Origin of the sequence: Brevibacterium oceani, from assembly GCF_013623835.1 — a bacterium.
In the GTDB taxonomy this organism is placed as follows: domain Bacteria; phylum Actinomycetota; class Actinomycetes; order Actinomycetales; family Brevibacteriaceae; genus Brevibacterium; species Brevibacterium oceani.
In genome coordinates, this window is sequence record NZ_JABKDE010000004.1 from 1 (window position 1) to 17,951 (window position 17,951).

At 65.0% G+C, this 17,951-nt stretch carries 13 protein-coding genes; 4 read left to right on the forward strand and 9 right to left on the reverse strand.

Annotation, left to right across the window (positions count from 1 at the left end; translation table 11 throughout):
• Positions 1 to 235: 235 nt before the first annotated feature.
• Positions 236 to 1,387, forward strand: coding sequence for a DoxX family protein (locus HK401_RS09455; RefSeq protein WP_258234132.1), 1,152 nt, complete (start codon positions 236 to 238; stop codon positions 1,385 to 1,387).
• A gap of 16 nt (positions 1,388 to 1,403) precedes the next feature.
• Here HK401_RS09455 and HK401_RS09460 read toward each other — a convergent pair whose 3' ends face one another.
• The gene (locus HK401_RS09460; protein WP_181274432.1) at positions 1,404 to 2,603 is read right to left on the reverse strand and encodes a DUF6882 domain-containing protein; all 1,200 of its coding nucleotides are present in this window, start codon (positions 2,601 to 2,603) and stop codon (positions 1,404 to 1,406) included.
• A 246-nt stretch (positions 2,604 to 2,849) separates the two neighbouring features.
• Between HK401_RS09460 and HK401_RS09465 the strand changes: the two genes are divergently transcribed.
• From HK401_RS09465 to HK401_RS09475, 3 genes are all read left to right on the forward strand, one after another.
• Positions 2,850 to 4,583 carry an ABC transporter ATP-binding protein gene (locus HK401_RS09465; RefSeq protein ID WP_181274433.1) on the forward strand — a complete coding sequence of 578 codons (1,734 nt, stop codon included), beginning with the start codon at positions 2,850 to 2,852 and terminating at the stop codon, positions 4,581 to 4,583.
• A 1-nt stretch (position 4,584) separates the two neighbouring features.
• Positions 4,585 to 6,756 (forward strand): ABC transporter ATP-binding protein, encoded by a 2,172-nt coding sequence (locus HK401_RS09470; protein WP_181274434.1) that lies wholly within the window; start codon positions 4,585 to 4,587, stop codon positions 6,754 to 6,756.
• A 398-nt stretch (positions 6,757 to 7,154) separates the two neighbouring features.
• Positions 7,155 to 8,846: an LPXTG cell wall anchor domain-containing protein gene (locus HK401_RS09475; RefSeq protein ID WP_181274435.1), complete on the forward strand. Its 1,692-nt coding sequence runs from the start codon at positions 7,155 to 7,157 to the stop codon at positions 8,844 to 8,846.
• Positions 8,847 to 8,962: 116 nt separating this feature from the next.
• Here the strand turns inward: HK401_RS09475 and purQ are convergent, their stop codons facing one another.
• The 8 genes from purQ to HK401_RS09515 all read right to left on the reverse strand — a co-directional run bounded on the left by purQ (position 8,963) and on the right by HK401_RS09515 (position 17,502).
• A complete protein-coding gene (gene purQ, locus HK401_RS09480; RefSeq protein WP_181274436.1) occupies positions 8,963 to 9,703 on the reverse strand; it encodes a phosphoribosylformylglycinamidine synthase subunit PurQ in 741 nt (246 codons plus the stop codon).
• The gene (purS, locus tag HK401_RS09485; RefSeq protein ID WP_181274437.1) at positions 9,700 to 9,957 is read right to left on the reverse strand and encodes a phosphoribosylformylglycinamidine synthase subunit PurS; all 258 of its coding nucleotides are present in this window, start codon (positions 9,955 to 9,957) and stop codon (positions 9,700 to 9,702) included. The genes purQ and purS overlap by 4 nt, the downstream gene beginning before the upstream one ends.
• A gap of 91 nt (positions 9,958 to 10,048) precedes the next feature.
• Positions 10,049 to 11,470, reverse strand: a complete 1,422-nt coding sequence (locus HK401_RS09490) for an NAD(P)/FAD-dependent oxidoreductase (RefSeq protein ID WP_181274438.1) — start codon at positions 11,468 to 11,470, stop codon at positions 10,049 to 10,051.
• Between the two features lie 107 nt (positions 11,471 to 11,577).
• On the reverse strand, positions 11,578 to 12,441 hold the full coding sequence (locus HK401_RS09495) for an ABC transporter permease (protein WP_181274439.1): 864 nt from the start codon (positions 12,439 to 12,441) through the stop codon (positions 11,578 to 11,580).
• A gap of 1 nt (position 12,442) precedes the next feature.
• Positions 12,443 to 13,429: an ABC transporter permease gene (locus tag HK401_RS09500; RefSeq protein ID WP_181274440.1), complete on the reverse strand. Its 987-nt coding sequence runs from the start codon at positions 13,427 to 13,429 to the stop codon at positions 12,443 to 12,445.
• Complete coding sequence (locus HK401_RS09505; RefSeq protein WP_309135952.1) at positions 13,426 to 14,568, reverse strand: polyamine ABC transporter substrate-binding protein; 1,143 nt, start codon at positions 14,566 to 14,568, stop codon at positions 13,426 to 13,428. Before HK401_RS09505 ends, HK401_RS09500 begins: the two co-directional genes overlap by 4 nt.
• Positions 14,569 to 14,590: 22 nt before the next feature.
• Positions 14,591 to 15,772: an ABC transporter ATP-binding protein gene (locus tag HK401_RS09510; RefSeq protein WP_181274442.1), complete on the reverse strand. Its 1,182-nt coding sequence runs from the start codon at positions 15,770 to 15,772 to the stop codon at positions 14,591 to 14,593.
• Positions 15,769 to 17,502, reverse strand: a complete 1,734-nt coding sequence (locus tag HK401_RS09515; RefSeq protein WP_309135953.1) for an amidohydrolase — start codon at positions 17,500 to 17,502, stop codon at positions 15,769 to 15,771. Before HK401_RS09515 ends, HK401_RS09510 begins: the two co-directional genes overlap by 4 nt.
• Positions 17,503 to 17,951 lie beyond the last annotated feature (449 nt).

Below are 17,951 nucleotides of genomic sequence, written 5' to 3' on the forward strand. Positions count from 1 at the left end.
CCGCAATATTTTTTGGTGGAGGGAGTCTGTTTCGGCAGGCTCCCTCTTCTTCTTTGTGTGGTCCTGTCTGACGTGTGGTGTTGGGTGGGGCCTTTCCTGTATTCACCGGGTTGTCGACCATAGAAGCGGTGCGCCTTGAACGACGAGAATGCAGTCTGAACGACAGGGCTTCTCGACCTCGAGTGGCGGGAAGACCACACTACAGGCAGGGCATCTTGTCGGTAGCGTATGAACCATGTCTTCATCAGATTCGACAAATACCAAAGACAGCCGGCAGAACGTTCCGGGAGTGCCCGGGGAGGCCGCCCGGAATTCTTCCGGAGCCCACAACAGTTCCGACGGCCAGAACTCTACCGACGCTCAGCCCGCCTCCGCCTCCAGATCCTCTTCGAGCGCACCGTCAGCGCGACCCCGCTGGGTCGGTGCTGTATGGGCTCTTCACTGGCTTCTGCGCCTGGCCCTGGCCATCGCGCTCCTGCCCTACGCGTGGACGAAGGTCTTCCACACCCAGATGGGATACGCGGACTCCGCCGACGCCCTCGTGCAATACGGAGAGATGAGTCCGATGGGACTGCTCTGGCGGTTCATGGCTTTCTCACCGACCGTGCAGGCACTGGCTGGTGCAGCGGAGCTCATCGCGGTGGTCCTCCTGCTGTTCCGCCGCACAGCCTGGCTCGGCGCACTCATCGCCGCCATGGACATGAGCATCGTCTTTCTCCTCAATCTCACCTTCGACGTCCCCGTCAAACAGCTCTCGGGAGCGATGGCGCTGGCCGGCCTCGTCCTGCTCATCCCCAATGTTCCGCGTGTCGTTCGATTCGTCCTCGGTCGAGCGACAGGACCCGCGATCGGCGGGGTCATCTCCCACAACCGCATCTTCGCTGGAATCACCCGGTGGGCCTCACCGATCCTCGCCGTCATCATCATCGTCGGCAGCGGGTGCGCTGTCGGCATCGGTCTCAACTGGGGCCGCCCCGGAGACCCCGCCGAGATCTCCGGGGTCTATGCTGCCGAAACGGCCGGCAAGGCAACCGCGATCAAGGGCACAGACCACACGACCGACGACATCACCCAAGTCGCCTTCGGGCAGATCGGTGAAGACACGAAACGCATGAGCATTCGCTTCGACAACGGCGACTACCAGGACGGTACCTACACGGTCGATAAAAACAGGATCGCCGTCAAGCTCTTCCCGATCCGGAAAGGAGCTCAGGGCCTGATGCGCGACTACTCCGGATCGCTCGAATTCACCGCCGATAAGATCGGCGAAGGGCAATTCTCACTGCGCACCGGAGACACGGAACTGACCCTCAGCAGCGATGCCGAACGCCGATTCCTCTTCGACCGAGGATTCCGCTGGGGTCCGGATACGCCGATCAACCGCTGACAGGCCTGTCGCGGACTCAGCGTCCGAAGAGCTTGGAGAACAGTCCCTTCTTCTTCGGCTTGCCGTCCTTGGCCGAATCGTCCGTCGGCTCCTGCTGATCTGCGGTACCGGATTCGGACCGGGACTCAACCGGTGCTTCGTTGTCGGCAGCTGACTCGGGTTCATCTGCACCCGGGGCATCGACGTCCGCAGACGCCTTCCCTGTGGGTGTCGCCTGCGCCGAGGCAGCCGCTGTCTCCTCGTCGGCAGCTTCGTCTGCAGTCGTGCCGGCAGCCGCGGCATCGGTTCTCGTCGTATCGGCTCCGGAGGCAGCGCCCGCACTGGTCTGAGCACTGTCCCCAGTCGGTGCGCCCGCTCGGGTCGGGGAAGTCGCCTCGGCGGGGGTGGTCGGTGTCTCGGTTGCGGACGGCTCCGAAGTCGCGGCGGCTGCCGTCCGGGGGATCGGCGCACCTGCGGTCGTTGCGCCGGGAGCGGAAGCAGCCTCGGCGGGGGTGCCAGACGATGCGGCGGCGAACTGTTCAGCGGCCTCGCCCTCGAGGGGCGTGTTCATATCGCAATTGGAGATGCGGCGCTCCTCGTCGAAGGACAGGTCCGCGGACCCGTCGGCGAAGAGCATCCGCAGCCCACCGTAGGGCAGCTGATGCACGGGGATTCCGCGCTTGCCCACATAGGATTCGATGGCCGCACGGTGGTCGCTCACCGTCGTCTGCGTCAGGCCCTGCATGAGCGCGCGCACCGAGACCTTGACCTGAGGTTCGGGCAGGGCGATCTCGGGGGCATCGACGAGGAGCCACACCGTCGTGCCGGCACCTGCCTCGGCCGGATAGTGGGCCCACTTGCCGGTGGCCTCCTTCGCCGCCAGGGTCAGGCGCAGCGCCAACTCCTCGTCGAGGTCGAGCTCGGCGGTCGTGAGCTCCGGGACCTCCTCGGCGGCGCCGAACTTGCGGACGTCGTGGGAGAGGCCGACCACGGAATCGGGGAAGTCGTTGACATTCTCCCAACCCCACAGCCAGGTCGTGTCCCGGCTCGACTCGGACCCGAGCAGGTGCGGGCGCCCGCGCAGGACGACGTCTCCGTCCGCGGTGAACGTCAGGTGCGGGTCCGCGGTGAAGTCGACTTCCCATTCGGCGTCGGCGATGAGCCCACCGAAGTGCGTCTGCACCTCCGTGGAGTAGAAGACGGCGTGGTTGACCAGGTCCTGCAGAGTTGTGCTCATGGTCTCAAGCCTAGGCGGGCGCGGGCGAGAATCGAGGAGGCACGCGGTGAGACGCGTACGTCGGCGTTCTGACGGGGCACGTTGGCGGTGCGGAGAATCAGGGGCGCAGGGCTGTGTCAGTGCCGCGTGGTGGAGTGGAGAGATCAGATGTCTTTCAAAGAAGGGAGAACGCGTGTAGAGTACTCTGTTGCGCTTTGCGCCTCTCACGGCTCCATCATCAGTCACTCATCACACAGGACTCACATCGTGGCCCTACTCCGCCTGTCCCTGAAATACGCCAAAGCCTACTGGCCGTTCATCGTCCTCGTCGTGATCCTGCAGCTGGCCTCGACGATCGCGGCGCTCTACCTGCCGAGCCTCAACGCCCGAATCATCGACGAAGGCGTCGCCGAGGGCGACACCGACTTCATCTGGTCGACGGGAATGCGGATGCTGCTCGTCTGCTTCGTCCAGGTCATCACCGCCATCACCGCGATCTACTTCGGCGCCAAGACCGGCATGGGAGTCGGGCGCGACCTCCGCAGGGCCATCTATCGTCAGGTCGACGATCTGTCGATGCTCGAGGTCGGAAAGTTCGGCTCCGCCACCCTCATCACCCGCAACACCAACGACGTGCAGCAGGTGCAGATGCTCGTGCTCATGACCCTGAACTTCATGGTCTCGACCCCGATCATGTGCATCGGCGGCATCATCATGGCCCTGCGCGAAGACGTCGGCCTGTCGTGGCTCGTATGGGTCTCCGTGCCTGTCCTCTTCGTCGTCGTCGCCATCCTCGTCTACCTCCTCATGCCGCTGTTCCGGCGCATGCAGGGCCAGGTCGACGACATCAACGGAGTCCTCCGCGAGCAGATCACCGGCATCCGCGTCATCCGCGCCTTCGTCCGGGAACCCTTCGAAACCGACCGCTACGCCGACGCCAACCGTGCCCTGACCGAGACCTCGGTCAAGGTCGGCAACCTCTTCGTCCTCATGTTCCCCGCGATCATGATGATCCTCCACCTCGCGACCGCGGCCGTGCTGTGGTTCGGCGGTCACCGCGTGGATGCCGGACAGATGGAGGTCGGCTCTCTGACGGCGTTCCTGCAGTACCTTCTGCAGATCCTCGTGGCGGTGATGATGGGCGTGTTCATGATGATGATGATTCCGCGTGCCGTCGTGTGCGCCGAGCGCATCGCGGAGATCCTCGACGCCCGTTCGACCATGACCATTCCCGCCGGGGTCGACGAGATCCCGCGCCGAGGCGAACTCGAGTTCCGCAACGTCACCTTCGGCTATCCGGGCGCCGAGGTGCCCGTCCTCGAGGGACTGGACTTCACCGCCCGTCCGGGCACGACGACCGCGATCATCGGTTCCACCGGCGCCGGCAAGTCGACGATCGTCAACCTCGTCCCCCGACTCATCGACCCGCAGGACGGTCAGGTGCTCATCGACGGCATCCCCGTCAGCGAGTTCAACCGTCGGCAGCTCTCGCAGCTGATCGGGCTGGTCCCGCAGAAGCCCTACCTGTTCTCCGGCACGATCGCGTCCAACCTGCGCTTCGGCAATGAGGACGCCACCGAGGCGGAGCTGTGGGAGGCGTTGCGCATCGCCCAGGCCGATGACTTCGTCGCCGAGAAGGAACACCGGCTCGACGAGCGGGTCGCCCAGGGCGGCACGAACTATTCGGGCGGACAGCGGCAGCGACTGTGCATCGCCCGGGCACTGACCGTGAGACCGCAGATCTACGTCTTCGACGACTCCTTCTCCGCCCTCGACGTCGCCACGGACTCACGGCTGCGCGCAGCGCTCGACGAATCCACCGGCGATGCCACCGTCATCGTCGTCGCGCAGCGCGTCTCGACGATCCGCAGCGCTGACCAGATCATCGTCCTCGAAGCCGGAAAGATCGTCGGGCGCGGCACCCATGAGGATCTCGCCGAGACCAACCCGACGTATCGGGAAATCGTCGAATCCCAGCTGACGACGGAAGAGGTGAACTGACATGGCGAACGACACCTCGACCGAAGCCGTCGTGACTGCCGACGACGAATACATCCCCACCGGAGACGATCTCGAAGCCGCAGGCGGCACGCCACCGCGCAAGGCCAAGCACTTCTGGCCGTCGGTGAAACGGCTGTTCGGGCTCATGTCCCGCGAGAAGCTGGGACTGTTCAACGTCGTCGCACTCGTCGTCGGCTCCGTGGTCCTCACCGTCATCGCTCCGAAGGTCCTCGGCAAGGCCATGGACGTCGTCTACTCCGGAGTCATCGGCGCCCAGCTTCCAGCGGGTGCGAACATCGACGACATCATCGCCGGTGCTCGTGCGCATAGACGTGACGACTTCGCCGATATGCTCGCCACCGCCGACGTGGTGCCCGGACAGGGCATCGACTTCACTGCGCTCGGACAGATCATCATCATCGTCCTCCTCATGTACCTCGTGGCCTCGATGCTCATGTGGGCGCAGGGCTACATCCTCAACGCACTGGTCATGCGCGTGGTCTACCGACTGCGTGAGGACATCGAACGCAAGATCAACCGCCTGCCGCTGCGGTACTTCGACACCCGGCAGCGCGGCGACGTGATGTCGCGGGTGACCAACGACGTCGACAACATCCAGCAGGCCCTGCAGCAGGCGTTCTCGCAGCTCGTGCAGTCGGCGCTGACGATCATCGGCATCGGCGTGATGATGTTCGTCGTGTCGTGGCAGCTCGCGCTGCTCGCGCTCATCGCCCTGCCGCTGTCGGCGATCATCGCCGGAGTCATCGGCACCCGGTCGCAGAAGCTGTTCAAGGCCCAGTGGAAGCACACCGGAGAGGTCAACGGCCACGTCGAGGAGTCGTTCTCCGGTCTCGACATCGTCCGCGCCTTCGGTCGCGGCGAAGTGATGCTCGAAGAGTTCGACCGCCGCAACGAATCGCTGTACAAGGCCTCGGCCGGGGCACAGTTCGTCTCCGGCATGATCATGCCCTCGATGCAGTTCGTGTCGTACTTGAGCTACGTCCTCATCGCTGTCGCCGGCGGGCTCAAGGTCGCCACGGGGCAGATGACACTCGGCGATGCGACCGCGTTCATCCAGTACTCGCGTGAGTTCTCCCAGCCGATCTCCGAGATGGCAGGAGTCGCCAACATGCTCCAGTCCGGCGTCGCCTCGGCCGAGCGGACGTTCGAACTCCTCGACGCCGAAGAAGAGGATCCCGACGAGGTGAGCCAGACGCTTCCTCCGCGGACCCCGGGCAAGGTCGAATTCTCTGAGGTCAGCTTCCGCTACACCCCGGAGACGCCGCTCATCGAGAAGGTGTCCTTCACCGCCGAACCCGGCCACACCGTGGCGATCGTCGGACCGACCGGGGCCGGCAAGACCACCCTGGTCAACCTCGTCATGCGCTTATACGAGATCACCGGCGGTGCGATCTTCCTCGACGGCATCGACACCCGTGACCTCAGCCGCGCCGACCTGCGCTCTCACGTGGGCATGGTGCTCCAGGATGCGTGGCTGTTCGAAGGCTCGATCGCCGACAACATCCGCTACGGCCGACTGAGCGCCACCGATGAGGAAGTCGGCGCCGCGGCCAAGGCGACGATGGTCGACCGATTCGTCAGGCAGCTGCCCGACGGCTACGACACCGTCATCGACTCCGATGGAGGCAGCGTCTCGGCAGGCGAACGTCAGCTGATCACCATTGCGAGGGCATTCCTCGCGGATCCCTCCCTGCTCATCCTCGACGAGGCGACGTCCTCGGTCGATACCCGCACCGAGGTGCTCGTGCAGCAGGCGATGGCGGCCCTGCGCACGGATCGGACGTCCTTCGTCATCGCCCACCGGCTGTCGACGATCCGCGACGCCGACACCATCCTCGTGATGGAGAACGGTGCCATCGTCGAACACGGCAGCCATGAGGATCTGCTCGCCGCCGAGGGCGCCTACCACCGGCTGTACACGTCGCAGTTCCGCGGGGAGGACGCCGAGGAGCAGTTCACCGCCGAGGTGCTGGCCGAGACCGCGGCCGGCGCTGTGGTCGAGGACTCCGGGATCGCCGATGGGGACGCTGGAGAGGACGGTCCGGCCGACGGCGGTGGCGACGACACGCGTGACTCCGCCGGACCAACGGCAGAAACGTCGGACAGTTCTTCGGCAGGTTCGGCGAACGACGATCCGACGCGGCCGGCATAGTCGTCGCAGGCCGACATTTCGACCGCGGGTCCCCGAGCTCAGGTACGGGGACCCGCGGCATATTCAGCCCCGAAAACGCGCCTCAAGCAGAAAGCGCGGATAACACTTTTTCAGCCGAGAATGCCGAAATCAAAGGATATGTCATACGGCCCGGACCGCGCGATGAGGCGGCTCGGACCGACGGTTGTGCTGGTCAGAGGTCAATCATCCGAATCAGACGACAAGCATCACGCGGGCCGTCTGCAATCAGATGTTGCGATGCGATATACATTCGGCAATACGCGGATATCACTTCTGTCATGACCGAAATGACCAAAAGTCGTGCCTTCCCGATCGTCTGAGTAGGGTCCTTGGCACAACTGAAAACGGACACCGGCCAGACCTCTGGAAGGAACATCATGAAACGGTTGGCAATGGCAGCAACGTTCGCTCTCGCACTCTCCATCGGAGGGTGGGGTCAAGGCGCCGCACAGGCAGATGACAGCACGGCTCGGCAAGCGGCGGACATCCACGCCGCCGGCGAAGCCGGGAACGACGACACGGGCTCGCCGGCCAGCGGATCTCCGGAGCCTTCAGACCCCACCGACGGTGAAGGCGCATCGGATCCGGGTCAAGGCGACGAGAGCACCGGCCCGGGAGATGATGAGAATTCCACGAAATCCGGTGACGACGAAGAACCGTCCGATCCGGACGAGAACACCGACGAACCGACGGACTCGACGCCGATCGATGCCTCGTTCTCCCTCGACAAGAAGGAGATGACCGTCGAGGAGGCGGCCGAGGCGATTCCGTACACCGTCACCGGTCTCAAAGCCGGGGACATCGTGACCGCTGAACCGGGTGAGGGCGGTGCACACACCGTCGACAGCGACGGAACGTTCAAGTCAGAGCTGCGCGGCAATACCGAACTGAAGGAAGGCGCCACACTCGACATCACCGTGACCGTCGCCCGCGAGGGAGCCGAGTCAAAGACATACTCCGGCAGTGTGAAGATCATCGCCGATGATGGCGGGGCCGCAGCACTGAGTGTTTCGCCGAAGTCCTCAGGCGTCGACGATTTCCTCAGCAACGGTGTGGCCATGACGATGTCGAACTGCGAGCCCGGACAGGATGTGAAGTTCGAGATCCACAACACCGACGACCCTGACCAGTTCTACTGGGAGGACACACAGAAGGCCGATGAGGACGGCACATCCCTCATGACCTTCCTCCCGGGAACCGGGGGAGACGCTTGGGTGGGTGACTACTTCGCCACGGCCACCTGTGGTGACCAGAGCGCCGACTCACCCTTCTCCGTGACCGAAGACGGCGACAATGCCGACGCTGATCTCAGCGTCACCCCGAAGAGTCAGGCGCTGAGCGACTTCCTCAAGAACGGTGTCAACATCACCCTGGTCGACTGCCGCGCAGATTCCGATGTGACGTTCCGGGTGAGCACCAAACGGGATCCCGACACCGAGGTCTGGAAAGAGACTCAGAGGGCCGGAGAAGATGCGGCCGGATCCGTTCAGTTCACTCCGGAAGAAGGAGGAGCCGGCTGGGCCGACGAATTCCTCGTCACGGCCTCCTGCGGTGACAAGAGCGCCGAGACGACCTTCTCCGTGACCGATGACGGCGGCGTCGTCGATCCGAAGCTCTCGGTCGATCCGGAGAAGCTGTCCGGTGAGGACTTCATCAACCGGGACAAAGGCGTGAACCTCACCGTGACCGAGTGTGAACCGGGTGCTGATGTGAACTTCCAGGTCTGGGGCCATGACCCCAGCGAAAAGCTCTACGATCAGACGGCCGAGGCCGAGGACAACGGTGCCGCCGCTGTCCAGGTCTACGGGCTCGACAGTGACCCCGGTGCTTACGTCGGCACATACAAGGTGACCGCGGTCTGCATGGAGCAGGCCATGAATGGGAAGTTCGTCGTCACCGGCGATGGATCCGGAGGCTCGAGCGGCGGCTCGGACGAATCCGGCAACGCCGGCGACAGCGGGTCGATGCCGCGCACCGGTGCCGAGCTCACCGGACTGACCGCGGGGGCCCTGCTCATCCTCGGCGGTGCCGCAGCAATCGTCCTGGCACGTCGGAAGAACAGGGGCTGAACGTAGCCGGTGCCCCGTCGGGTCGGTGAATCCTCTCGGCCCGACGGCGTGCGCTCCACATGCAGATCGGGCCCCGAGCTCGGAGTGAATCCGAGACTCGGGGCCCCGACGCGCGCTCAGCCCCTGGCGACGAGCGTGCGCACCGCGGAGGAGAAGAAGCCCTGACCGTCGATGCCGGTGCCGTCCTCGGGGCCGAATCCTGCTTCGACCGCGTGCTCAGGGTGCGGCATCAGCCCGACCACGTTGCCCGCTTCGTTCGTGATTCCGGCGATGTCGCGCAACGAGCCGTTGGGATTGCCGCCCTGATAGCGGAAGACCACTCGACCGGTGGACTCGAGCTCGTCGAGCACCTCGTCGGTGGCGACGTAACCGCCTTCACCGTTCTTCAGCGGAATTCGGATCGTCTGGCCCTGCTCATAGTCGCCGGTCCAAGCGGTGTCCGCGTTCTCGACGAGGAGATCCTGGTCGCGGCAGATGAAGTGCTGGTGGTCGTTGCGGATGAGCGCACCGGGCAGCAGATGGGACTCGCAGAGGATCTGGAAGCCGTTGCAGATACCGAGCACCGGCAGTCCGACGTTCGCCGCAGCCACGACGGACTCCATGATCGGGGCGAAGCCGGCGATCGCTCCGCACCGCAGATAGTCACCGTAGGAGAACCCACCGGGCAGAATGACCGCGTCGACACCGCTCAGCGTCGAATCCGCATGCCACAGGTTGACCGGTTTCGCTCCTGCCAGGCGCACCGCGCGGGCGGCGTCACGGTCATCAAGCGTTCCCGGGAAGGTGACGACACCGATCGAGACTCCGGTCTCAGCCCCCGCCTCGGCGATGGTGGGATCGGTGGCCACAGCGGTCACGATGCGTCCTCGGCCACACGCACGGCGACGACGTTCTCGATGACCGGGTTGGACAGGAGCTTCTCGGCGGCTTCGCGCGCCTGGGCGAGGACTTCCTCGGTGGCGTCGCCCTCCACTTCGAGTTCGAACCGCTTGCCCTGACGGACCTCACCGAACCCGGTGAAGCCGAGGCGAGTCAGTCCGCCGGAGATCGCCTTGCCCTGTGGGTCAAGGATCTCGGGTTTGGGCATCACCTCAACGACGACACGTGCCATGCGTGTACTGCTCCTTTGTGAAAGTGTTCGGGAGTTCCTCCCGTGCTCGCCCAAAGTCTATCAAGCACGCCCGGTGCCAAGGGCCACTGTCTCAGGAGTCGAAGCCCATGCCCACGGCGTCGAGGACCTTGAGCAGCGGGCCGCGCCTGCCCTCGTTCTCATCGGCCTTGATCAGCGCCTGCGTCGTCATCCTGATCCCCAACCACGCGGCGGGTTCGGGTGGGAACGGCAGGGGCAGTCGGCGCACCATCTCGAGCTCGGTGAGCTCCGTCGACTCCCCGGAGAGCAGATCGAGCATGACGGTGCCGGCGAAGCGGGAGGCGCCGACGCCGAGTCCGGTGAAGCCCGCCGCCATCGCCACCTTCTTCCCATACGCGCTGGTGAAGAACGAGAAGAACCGCGAGCAGGTGTCGATCGGCCCACCCCACTTGTGCGTGAACCGCAGCCCCTCGAGCTGCGGGAAGGTGGCGAAGAAGTGCTCGGCCAGGGTCTCGAAGGTCTCGGGTCGCTGGTCGTACTTCCACGAGATCTGCCGCCCGAAATGATAGACGGCGTCCCAGCCGCCGAAGAGGATCCGGTTGTCGGCGCTCAGCCGGTAGTAGTGGAAGCGGTTCGCGCAGTCGCCGATTCCCTGGCGCCCCTGCCAGCCGATCGCCTCCAGCTGAGCCGGCGTCAGAGGCTCGGTCATGAGCGCATAGTCGTAGACGGGCACCGTATGCAGGCTCACCCGCTTGAGCAGCGAGGGAAACACGTTCGTCGCCAGTGCCACGTGCGCAGCGCTGACAGTGCTTCGGGCAGACGCCCGCGAACCACTGAGAGCCTGACCAGTCACCTCCGTCGTGACCAGGACGGTGGAGCGCCGGTCGCTGAGGTCGGTGACTTTCGTGCCTTCGTAGACTTCGACACCGAGGTCGCGGATCACGCGCAGCAGCTCCCAGCACAGCTTCGCGGGGTTGACCATTGCGACTTCTCGGGACTCCCACAGGGCTCCCTTATAGGTCGGTGACTTCACGATCTGCGCCAGCTCCTGCTGGTCGTAGAAGATGAAACCCGCTGCGGGGTCGTGGGCCTCCCGCAGCGCCGCGACCTGATAGTCCTCGGTCGCGACATCGAGTTCGCCGGTGCGTTCGAACTCGCAGTCCATGCCGTAGCGGTCCACGGCCGCCGCGATCGCGTCGAGGTTCTCCCTGCCGAGTTGGGCCAGGCGTTCGTTCTCCGTGGGCAGGTGGGCCTGCCCATTGTCGTAGCCGTGTGTGAGGCTGGCGGCGCAGAAGCCTCCGTTGCGCCCCGAGGCGGCCCATCCGGTCGAGTTCGCTTCGAGCAGGACCACATGTCGCTTGGGGTCGCGTTCCTTGGCTTGAAGAGCCGTCCACAGGCCGGTGAATCCTCCGCCGACGATGAGGAGATCGGCCTCGATGTCTCGAGTCAGCGGCGGGAGCGGCTGTGGGCGCTCTTCGGTGTCGAGCCAGAACGGCACGGTCGAGGCGTCGGCCAAAGCGGCGTTGACGTCCATGTCACTTCTCTTTCTGCCCGCGGGCATGTGGGTTTGGAGCATGAGTGTCTGAGCTGGTCCGCTGAGAGATTCGTCAGCAGCTGGGGCGGGCGCGCCTGAAACGACGCTCACCCGGCCATGGTCTTGATGATCTCCGTCGAGCTTCCGCCCGCCTTGCGCAGCACGAAGCCGACGAAGGCGAGAGCCAGAAGGGTGAGCAGGAACATCACGGTCGACATCGCTGCGACTTCGGGGCGTAGGGCCACGCGCACGGCGGAGAAGATGTAGACCGGCCACGGCGTGTACCCGGGCTGCTGGACGAAGCTGGAGAGGATCGTGTTGTCGAGACTGACCGTGAACGACATCAGCGCACCGGCGAGGATGCCGGGGGCTGCGATCGGCAGCGTGATGTCTTTGAAGCGTTTCCACGGACTCGCCCCGAGGTCGGCCGCGGCATCCTCGAGTTGGGTGTCGATGCCGGCCAGGCGGGCACGGACGATGAAGGTGACGATCGCCATCGAGAACATCGCATGGGAGATGATCAGCCTGACCAGGCCGTTGTTGAGCGGAGTGATGCCCCAGTCGACGCCGACCGTGACGAACCACGGCAGGAACGAGATGCCGTCGACGATCTCGGGGGTGACCAGGGTCAGTCCGAGGATCGCCGTGAGGCCGAGCGCCCACCATGCTCCCTTCGGTGCCCTGGCCAGAGCCACCCCGCCCAGCGTCCCGAAGACCGTGGAGACGATCGCCGCTCCCACCGCGGCCTGGAGGCTGGTGACGATGGAGGAGATGATGACGTCGTTGTTGAGTCCGGAGATGTAGGCGTCGAGCCCGAAACCGCGGAAGTTCGCGAGCACCTTGCCGTTGTTGAACGAGTAGGCGATGATCACCGCGATCGGAATGAAGAGATAGGCGAAGACGAGTATGCCCCAGATGTGGAGTCCGATGTCTGTCGGAGTCCGTCGGGCGAATGTGTTCTTCCGTGACATCTCAGGCCCTCCCGTCTTTCAGCGGCACGCTGTTGAGTCTGGCAGTGATCGTCTGCCCGAGCTTGAGCAGAGTGAATCCGAGGCCGACGACGACCAACGTGGAGACGATGAGGATCATCGCCATGGCCGCTCCCACTGCCCAGTTCTGGGCGGTGTTGAACTGGTTGGCGATGAGCTGTCCGACCATGGAGCCGCTTGCCCCGCCGAGCACGGTCGCGGTGACGTAGTCGCCGTTGAGCGGGATGAAGACGAGCAGACAGCCGGAGACGACCCCGGGCATAGCCATCGGCAGGGTCACCCGGAGGAAGGTCTTCACTTTCCCCGCACCGAGGTCATAGCTGGCTTCGCGCAGTTTCTGCCCGGAGGCATCGATGGCGACGAAGAGCGGGAGGATCATCAACGGCAGGTAGTTGTAGACGACGCCGATCTGCACAGCGGATCGTGTGTAGAGGATGTCGAGTGGCCCGTCGAGGATCCCGAGTCCCTGCATCCACTGGGAGAGGAAGCCATCGGGTGAGAGCATGATCTGCCACCCCAGGGTGCGTACGAGGAAGTTCGTCCAGAACGGCACCATGACGAGTGCCAGGGCAAGCGACCGCCGGGCCGGGGAGACCTTGATCGCCAGCCAGTAGGCGAAGGGCAGAGCGATGATCAGGCACAGGAAGGTGCCGAACAGTGAGATCCGCAGGGTGGCGAAGAACGTCGAGACGAAGCTCGCCGACATCGCCTCCGGGTATCGGTCGAAGGACAGATGGTCCGTGGCGATGGCAGTGAACTGGTCCGGCTTGTAGCCGAAGCTGTAGAAGATGACCAGGGCCACCGGAATGACGAAGAAGAAGAGCGCGTAGGCCCAGGTGGGAAACGACATCGCCGAGGCTCCGAAGAACCTTGACGAGAGACCGCCGGGTCTCTTCTCCTTCTCCTTCGTCTGGCCGGTGTTCGCACTCCTGTTCACCGGTGGTGTAGGTCGAGCTGCCTGCGTGCTCATGCTCCACTCCTTGCTTGGGCGTCGGCGAAGATCTTCGTGCGGATCTGGTCGGCCGGGGTCTGCTTGCTCGGTTCGAGCCGGTCGAGCACCTCCTGGGTGGGGAAGATGAGATCGCGCTCGTCGATGTCGGCCTCCTCCGCCTGTTCCGCCAACCCTTTCGTGCCGATCGGGTACCCGATGTAGTCGAGCTGTTCGATCGCGGTGTCCGGGGAGATCATGTGGTTGATGAACGCGTGCGCGGAATCCGGGTGCGGGGCGCCCGTGGCGATCGCCCAGCAGTCCGTCCACAGGTTCGCCGAAGGCGTCGGGAAGACGTATGTCCAGTCTTCGGGATTCTTGACTTCGGACAGGCCCTGTCTGGCATCCCCGTTGAAGGCCTGCAGGAGCGTGAAGCTTCCCTGGATCATGCCGGTGGCGACGTTGCCGATGTAGGCCTTTGTGTTCGGTGCAAGCTGGTCGACGACGACGCTGCGTGCCTTCTCGAGCTCCTGCTCATCTTCCGTGTTGAGGCTGTAGCCGAGTGCCGCCAAGGCGATCGCGCTGACTTCCCACGGGTCTTCGAGGAGCGAGGTGGTGCCGGCGGCCTCCTTCTGAGCGGCGTCGATGAAGTCCTGCCAGCTCGTCATCGATCGGTCGATCTTGGTCGTGTCGTAGATGTAGCCGGTGGTCCCCCACGCCTTGCAGATCGAGTAGCTGTTGTCGGGATCGAAGTACTGGTTCGTGAAGTTCGGATCCATGTGGCTGAAGTTCGGGATGAGGCTGAGGTCGAGTTCCTGGAGCAGCTCGTGTTCGAGCATCTGCGGAATATTCGATCCCGTCGGCACCACCACGTCGTAACCCGAGGTTCCACGTGAGGTCGAGAGTTTTGCGATGAGCTCTTCGTTCGACCCGTAGGAGTCGACTTGGACGAGCACATCGTTCTGCTGTTTGAACGCTGCGATGAGCTCAGGGTTGTCATAGTCGCCCCAGGAGTAGAGATTGAGCTTCGACTCCAATGTCCCGTCCGTGGGCGGGGACTCCGCCATCTTCGTGGTCCGTCCGCAGGCGGACAGCGCCCCCAGGCCAACAACCCCGAATCCGGCCAACAGTGCGCGCCGGCTCAGCCTCTTCGAGGCGCCGCGGGGGGCCAGGAACGTCACGTCGGCTCGTTCTCGCACCATCTCAGACACCGTCCTCGGCGCTGGGCACTCCGTCTTCGCAGTCGTAGACGGCCACGTCCTCGGCCTCCCAGCTGAGATCCACCTCGGTGCCGGAGGCCAGCAGCTCATTGCCGGCCGCGGGTACACGAGCGAGGATCTCATCGTTGTCACCGACGACGATCATGTACTGGATGACGTCGCCGAGGAACGACACGGACATCACCGTCCCGCGGGCGGAGTTCGTTCCCGGTCTCTCCTGTGCGGCCGGGGCCACTCGCATGCGTTCGGGCCGGATAGCCGCCCGCACCCGCTCGCCGACCGTGAGGGTCCCGGCGGTTCCTGTCGCAGAGGCGGGGCGGCGGTCCAGTGATGTGGTCTCCATGATCGCGTTCGCCGTGCGCAGGCGAGCGGTGCCGGACTCGGTGCCGACCGTCTCGGCAGGGACGAAGTTCTGTTTGCCTATGAAGCCGGCGACGAACCCGTTGTGCGGATTCGCGTAGATGTCCTCGCCGCTGCCGATCTGCTGGATCACGCCGTTGTACATAACGACGATGCGGTCGCTCATGGCCAGTGCCTCGTCCTGGTCGTGGGTGACGAAGACGAAGGTCGTGTCGAGCTTCGTGTGCAGCCGTTTGAGTTCGAGCTGCATCTCCTCGCGCAGCTTGCGGTCGAGGGCCGACATCGGTTCGTCGAGGAGCAGGACCTGCGGGCGGTTGACCAGCGCGCGGGCCAGGGCGATGCGCTGCTGCTGGCCCCCGGAGAGCTGCTCGGGCTTGCGTCCGGCGAAGTCCTCCATCTGGACGAGGGCGAGGACCTCGCGGACTCGCTGGGCGATCTCGGGTTTGGGCACCTTCGCCTGTTTGAGCCCGTAGGCGATGTTGTCGGCGATGTTCATGTGGGGGAAGAGCAGGTAGGACTGGAAGACCGTGTTGACCGGCCTGCGGTGCGGCGGAAGGGAGACGATGTCGCGGCCGGCGAGCAGGATCGCACCGTCGGTTGGGGTCTCGAAGCCGGCGATCATTCGCAGCAGGGTGGTCTTGCCGCAGCCGGAGGGGCCGAGCAGGGAGAGGAACTCGCCCTTGTGCACGGTGAGGTCGAGGCGTTCGATGGCGGTGTTGTCGCCGAAGACCTTCTTCACCCCTCGGATCTCGAGGTGGTCGAGTCCGGTGGACGGTGTCGTCTCGGTGGCGGCTGTGGTGGTCATGATGGCCTTTCGGTCGAGGCAGGCGGTACGACGTGCGGGGCAGCAGGCGGGGTGTTCGGCGGTGGCGCGGCGGTGTCGGACGGAGCCGGTGGCGCGGTGGCATCGGGTGGGGACGCCGCTTCGAAGGCAATGCGGCCGTCGACGATGGTCAGCGTGTTCGTGATCGTCGAGATCTCACCGGGGGCGAGTGTGAAGGGATTCGCACTCGCCAGAGCGAGGTTCGCCCGCTCGCCGAGGCGGATGTGCCCGTTCGTGTCAGAGCGCAGGAGGTGAGCGGATCCCGCCGTGTACGCGCGCAGCGCGGTGATCAGGTCGAGGGCTTCGTCGGGCAGCAGCGGTGCGGTGTCCGCGGCGGCCGGGTGTGAGCGGTTGGCGGCGACATGGATGGCCTCCCAGGGGTTTGCCGTCGACACAGGCCAGTCCGATCCCATCGCCAGGTGTGCGCCGGTGCTAGCGAAGGAGCCGAAAGGGTAGAGCCACGCGGTGCGTTCGGGGCCGAGGACCGGAATGTTGAGGTCGATCATCTGCTGATCGAAGCAGGCCCACAGCGCCTGCAGGTTCGCGGTGATCCCGAGTTCGGCGAAACGGGGAACATCGGCGGGGTCGACGACCTGGACGTGGGCGATGTGATGGCGACGCCCGTCGTTCGGGTTCGCACCGATCGCCTCGAACGCGTCGAGGGCGGCTTTCACCGCGGCGTCGCCGATCGCGTGGCAGTGGATGTCGAAGCCGGCCGCGTCGAGGGCGGCGAAGGATGCCTCGAGGTGGTCGCGGGTGAAGTAGTTCGTGCCGTATCCGCCGCAGGTGCACGTGTATTCGGCCCTCATCGCCGCCGTCTGCGACTCGACGATGCCATCGAGCATGAACTTCACCGAGGTGGTGCGGAAGCGTCCGTCGGTGCGGCGTCGGTCGCGGAGGCGGGCCACCTCGGCGTCGATGTCCTCGACGCCGCGCGGCCACCACAGGCTGCCGACTGCTTCGGAGCGCAGGTCGTGGGTCTCGTCCGCGCGGACGTAGGTGTCGAAGGGGTCACGGTGACCGCCGTAATCGCCGACGATGGCGTCCATCCAGGCCGTGACGCCGAGAGCGCTGAGATAATCCTGGCCGGCGAGCAGACCGGCCCGCACGGCCTCCACATCGGCGGGCGGAACGTGAGCGGAGACGAGGTCGATAGCCGCTTCGTGCAGGCATCCGGTCGGTGCGCCCGAGTCGTCACGGACGATGATCCCGCCCTCCGGGTTCGGAGTCTCGGAGTCGACGCCGGAGATCGCCAGGGCTGCTGTGTTCACCCAGGCCGAATGATGGTCGGCGCTGAGCAGGATGGTGGGGCGGTCGGGCGTGACGCCGTCGAGGATCTGTGCAGTCGGGTTGCCGCCGGGGAAGTCGGCCATCGACCACCCGCCGCCGGTGATCCAGGCCGGCGAGCTGTCTGCCGGGGTGTCGGCGGCGAAGCGGCGGATCGTGTCCAGGGCATCGGCGAGTCCGTCGGCGCCGCTGACGTCGCAGGCCAGGGACTCCTGACCGCCGAAGGCCGTGTGCACGTGGGCGTCGACGAAACCGGGGGTGAGCAGGCGCCCGGCGGCGGTGATGGTGCGGCCGGCGGGAGAGGCTGCGGGACCGGTGCCGATCTCGGCGATGCGGCCCGAGCGAATGCTCACACGATTCTCGGGCCGAATCGCGTGCCCGTCGAAGATGGTGACATCGAGGATATCGAGGTCCACTGGGTCCACTGCTGCCTCCCGACTGCGTCGACGTGATAAGGGCAGATGCGCGGCGTCCGCTCCTTGCTGGATGTCATTGTCGGCTCGGAGAGTCGGGACCGCAAGATCCCGTCTACAGCCGTTACCGGTTCGTGTCGCTGCGAGTGACGGAGAACCGGGTGTGTCCTGCGTCACCAGACGACACTCTAACGGATGTCGTGCCGTGATTCCACTGATTTCGTCGCAGGAATTATCTGCGAATGCCGGAAAGCGCAATGTCTGTTACTGACAATGCTGGATCGGTGTCTCACACTACGATATTCGCAGGATAGGGAGATGGCTTCGGGGAGGGGTGTGCTGCGTGCCGAGGTCGGCAACGACAGCAAAGCGGCCCACTCTGCGTTGAACGGCCCAAGATTTTCAGTGGGCTGTTCGGCGTAGAGTGGGCCGGTTCGTCGGTGGGCGTCGCAGAGGGTGTT

Excerpts from the sequence above, each read along its gene's own strand:
- HK401_RS09455 (WP_258234132.1), top strand. The coding sequence starts at position 236 with ATGTCTTCATCAGATTCGACAAATACCAAAGACAGCCGGCAGAACGTT.
- HK401_RS09460 (WP_181274432.1), bottom strand. The coding sequence starts at position 2,603 with ATGAGCACAACTCTGCAGGACCTGGTCAACCACGCCGTCTTCTACTCC.
- HK401_RS09470 (WP_181274434.1), top strand. The coding sequence starts at position 4,585 with ATGGCGAACGACACCTCGACCGAAGCCGTCGTGACTGCCGACGACGAA.
- HK401_RS09475 (WP_181274435.1), top strand. The coding sequence starts at position 7,155 with ATGAAACGGTTGGCAATGGCAGCAACGTTCGCTCTCGCACTCTCCATC.
- purS (WP_181274437.1), bottom strand. The coding sequence starts at position 9,957 with ATGGCACGTGTCGTCGTTGAGGTGATGCCCAAACCCGAGATCCTTGAC.
- HK401_RS09490 (WP_181274438.1), bottom strand. The coding sequence starts at position 11,470 with ATGGACGTCAACGCCGCTTTGGCCGACGCCTCGACCGTGCCGTTCTGG.
- HK401_RS09495 (WP_181274439.1), bottom strand. The coding sequence starts at position 12,441 with ATGTCACGGAAGAACACATTCGCCCGACGGACTCCGACAGACATCGGA.
- HK401_RS09500 (WP_181274440.1), bottom strand. The coding sequence starts at position 13,429 with ATGAGCACGCAGGCAGCTCGACCTACACCACCGGTGAACAGGAGTGCG.
- HK401_RS09510 (WP_181274442.1), bottom strand. The coding sequence starts at position 15,772 with ATGACCACCACAGCCGCCACCGAGACGACACCGTCCACCGGACTCGAC.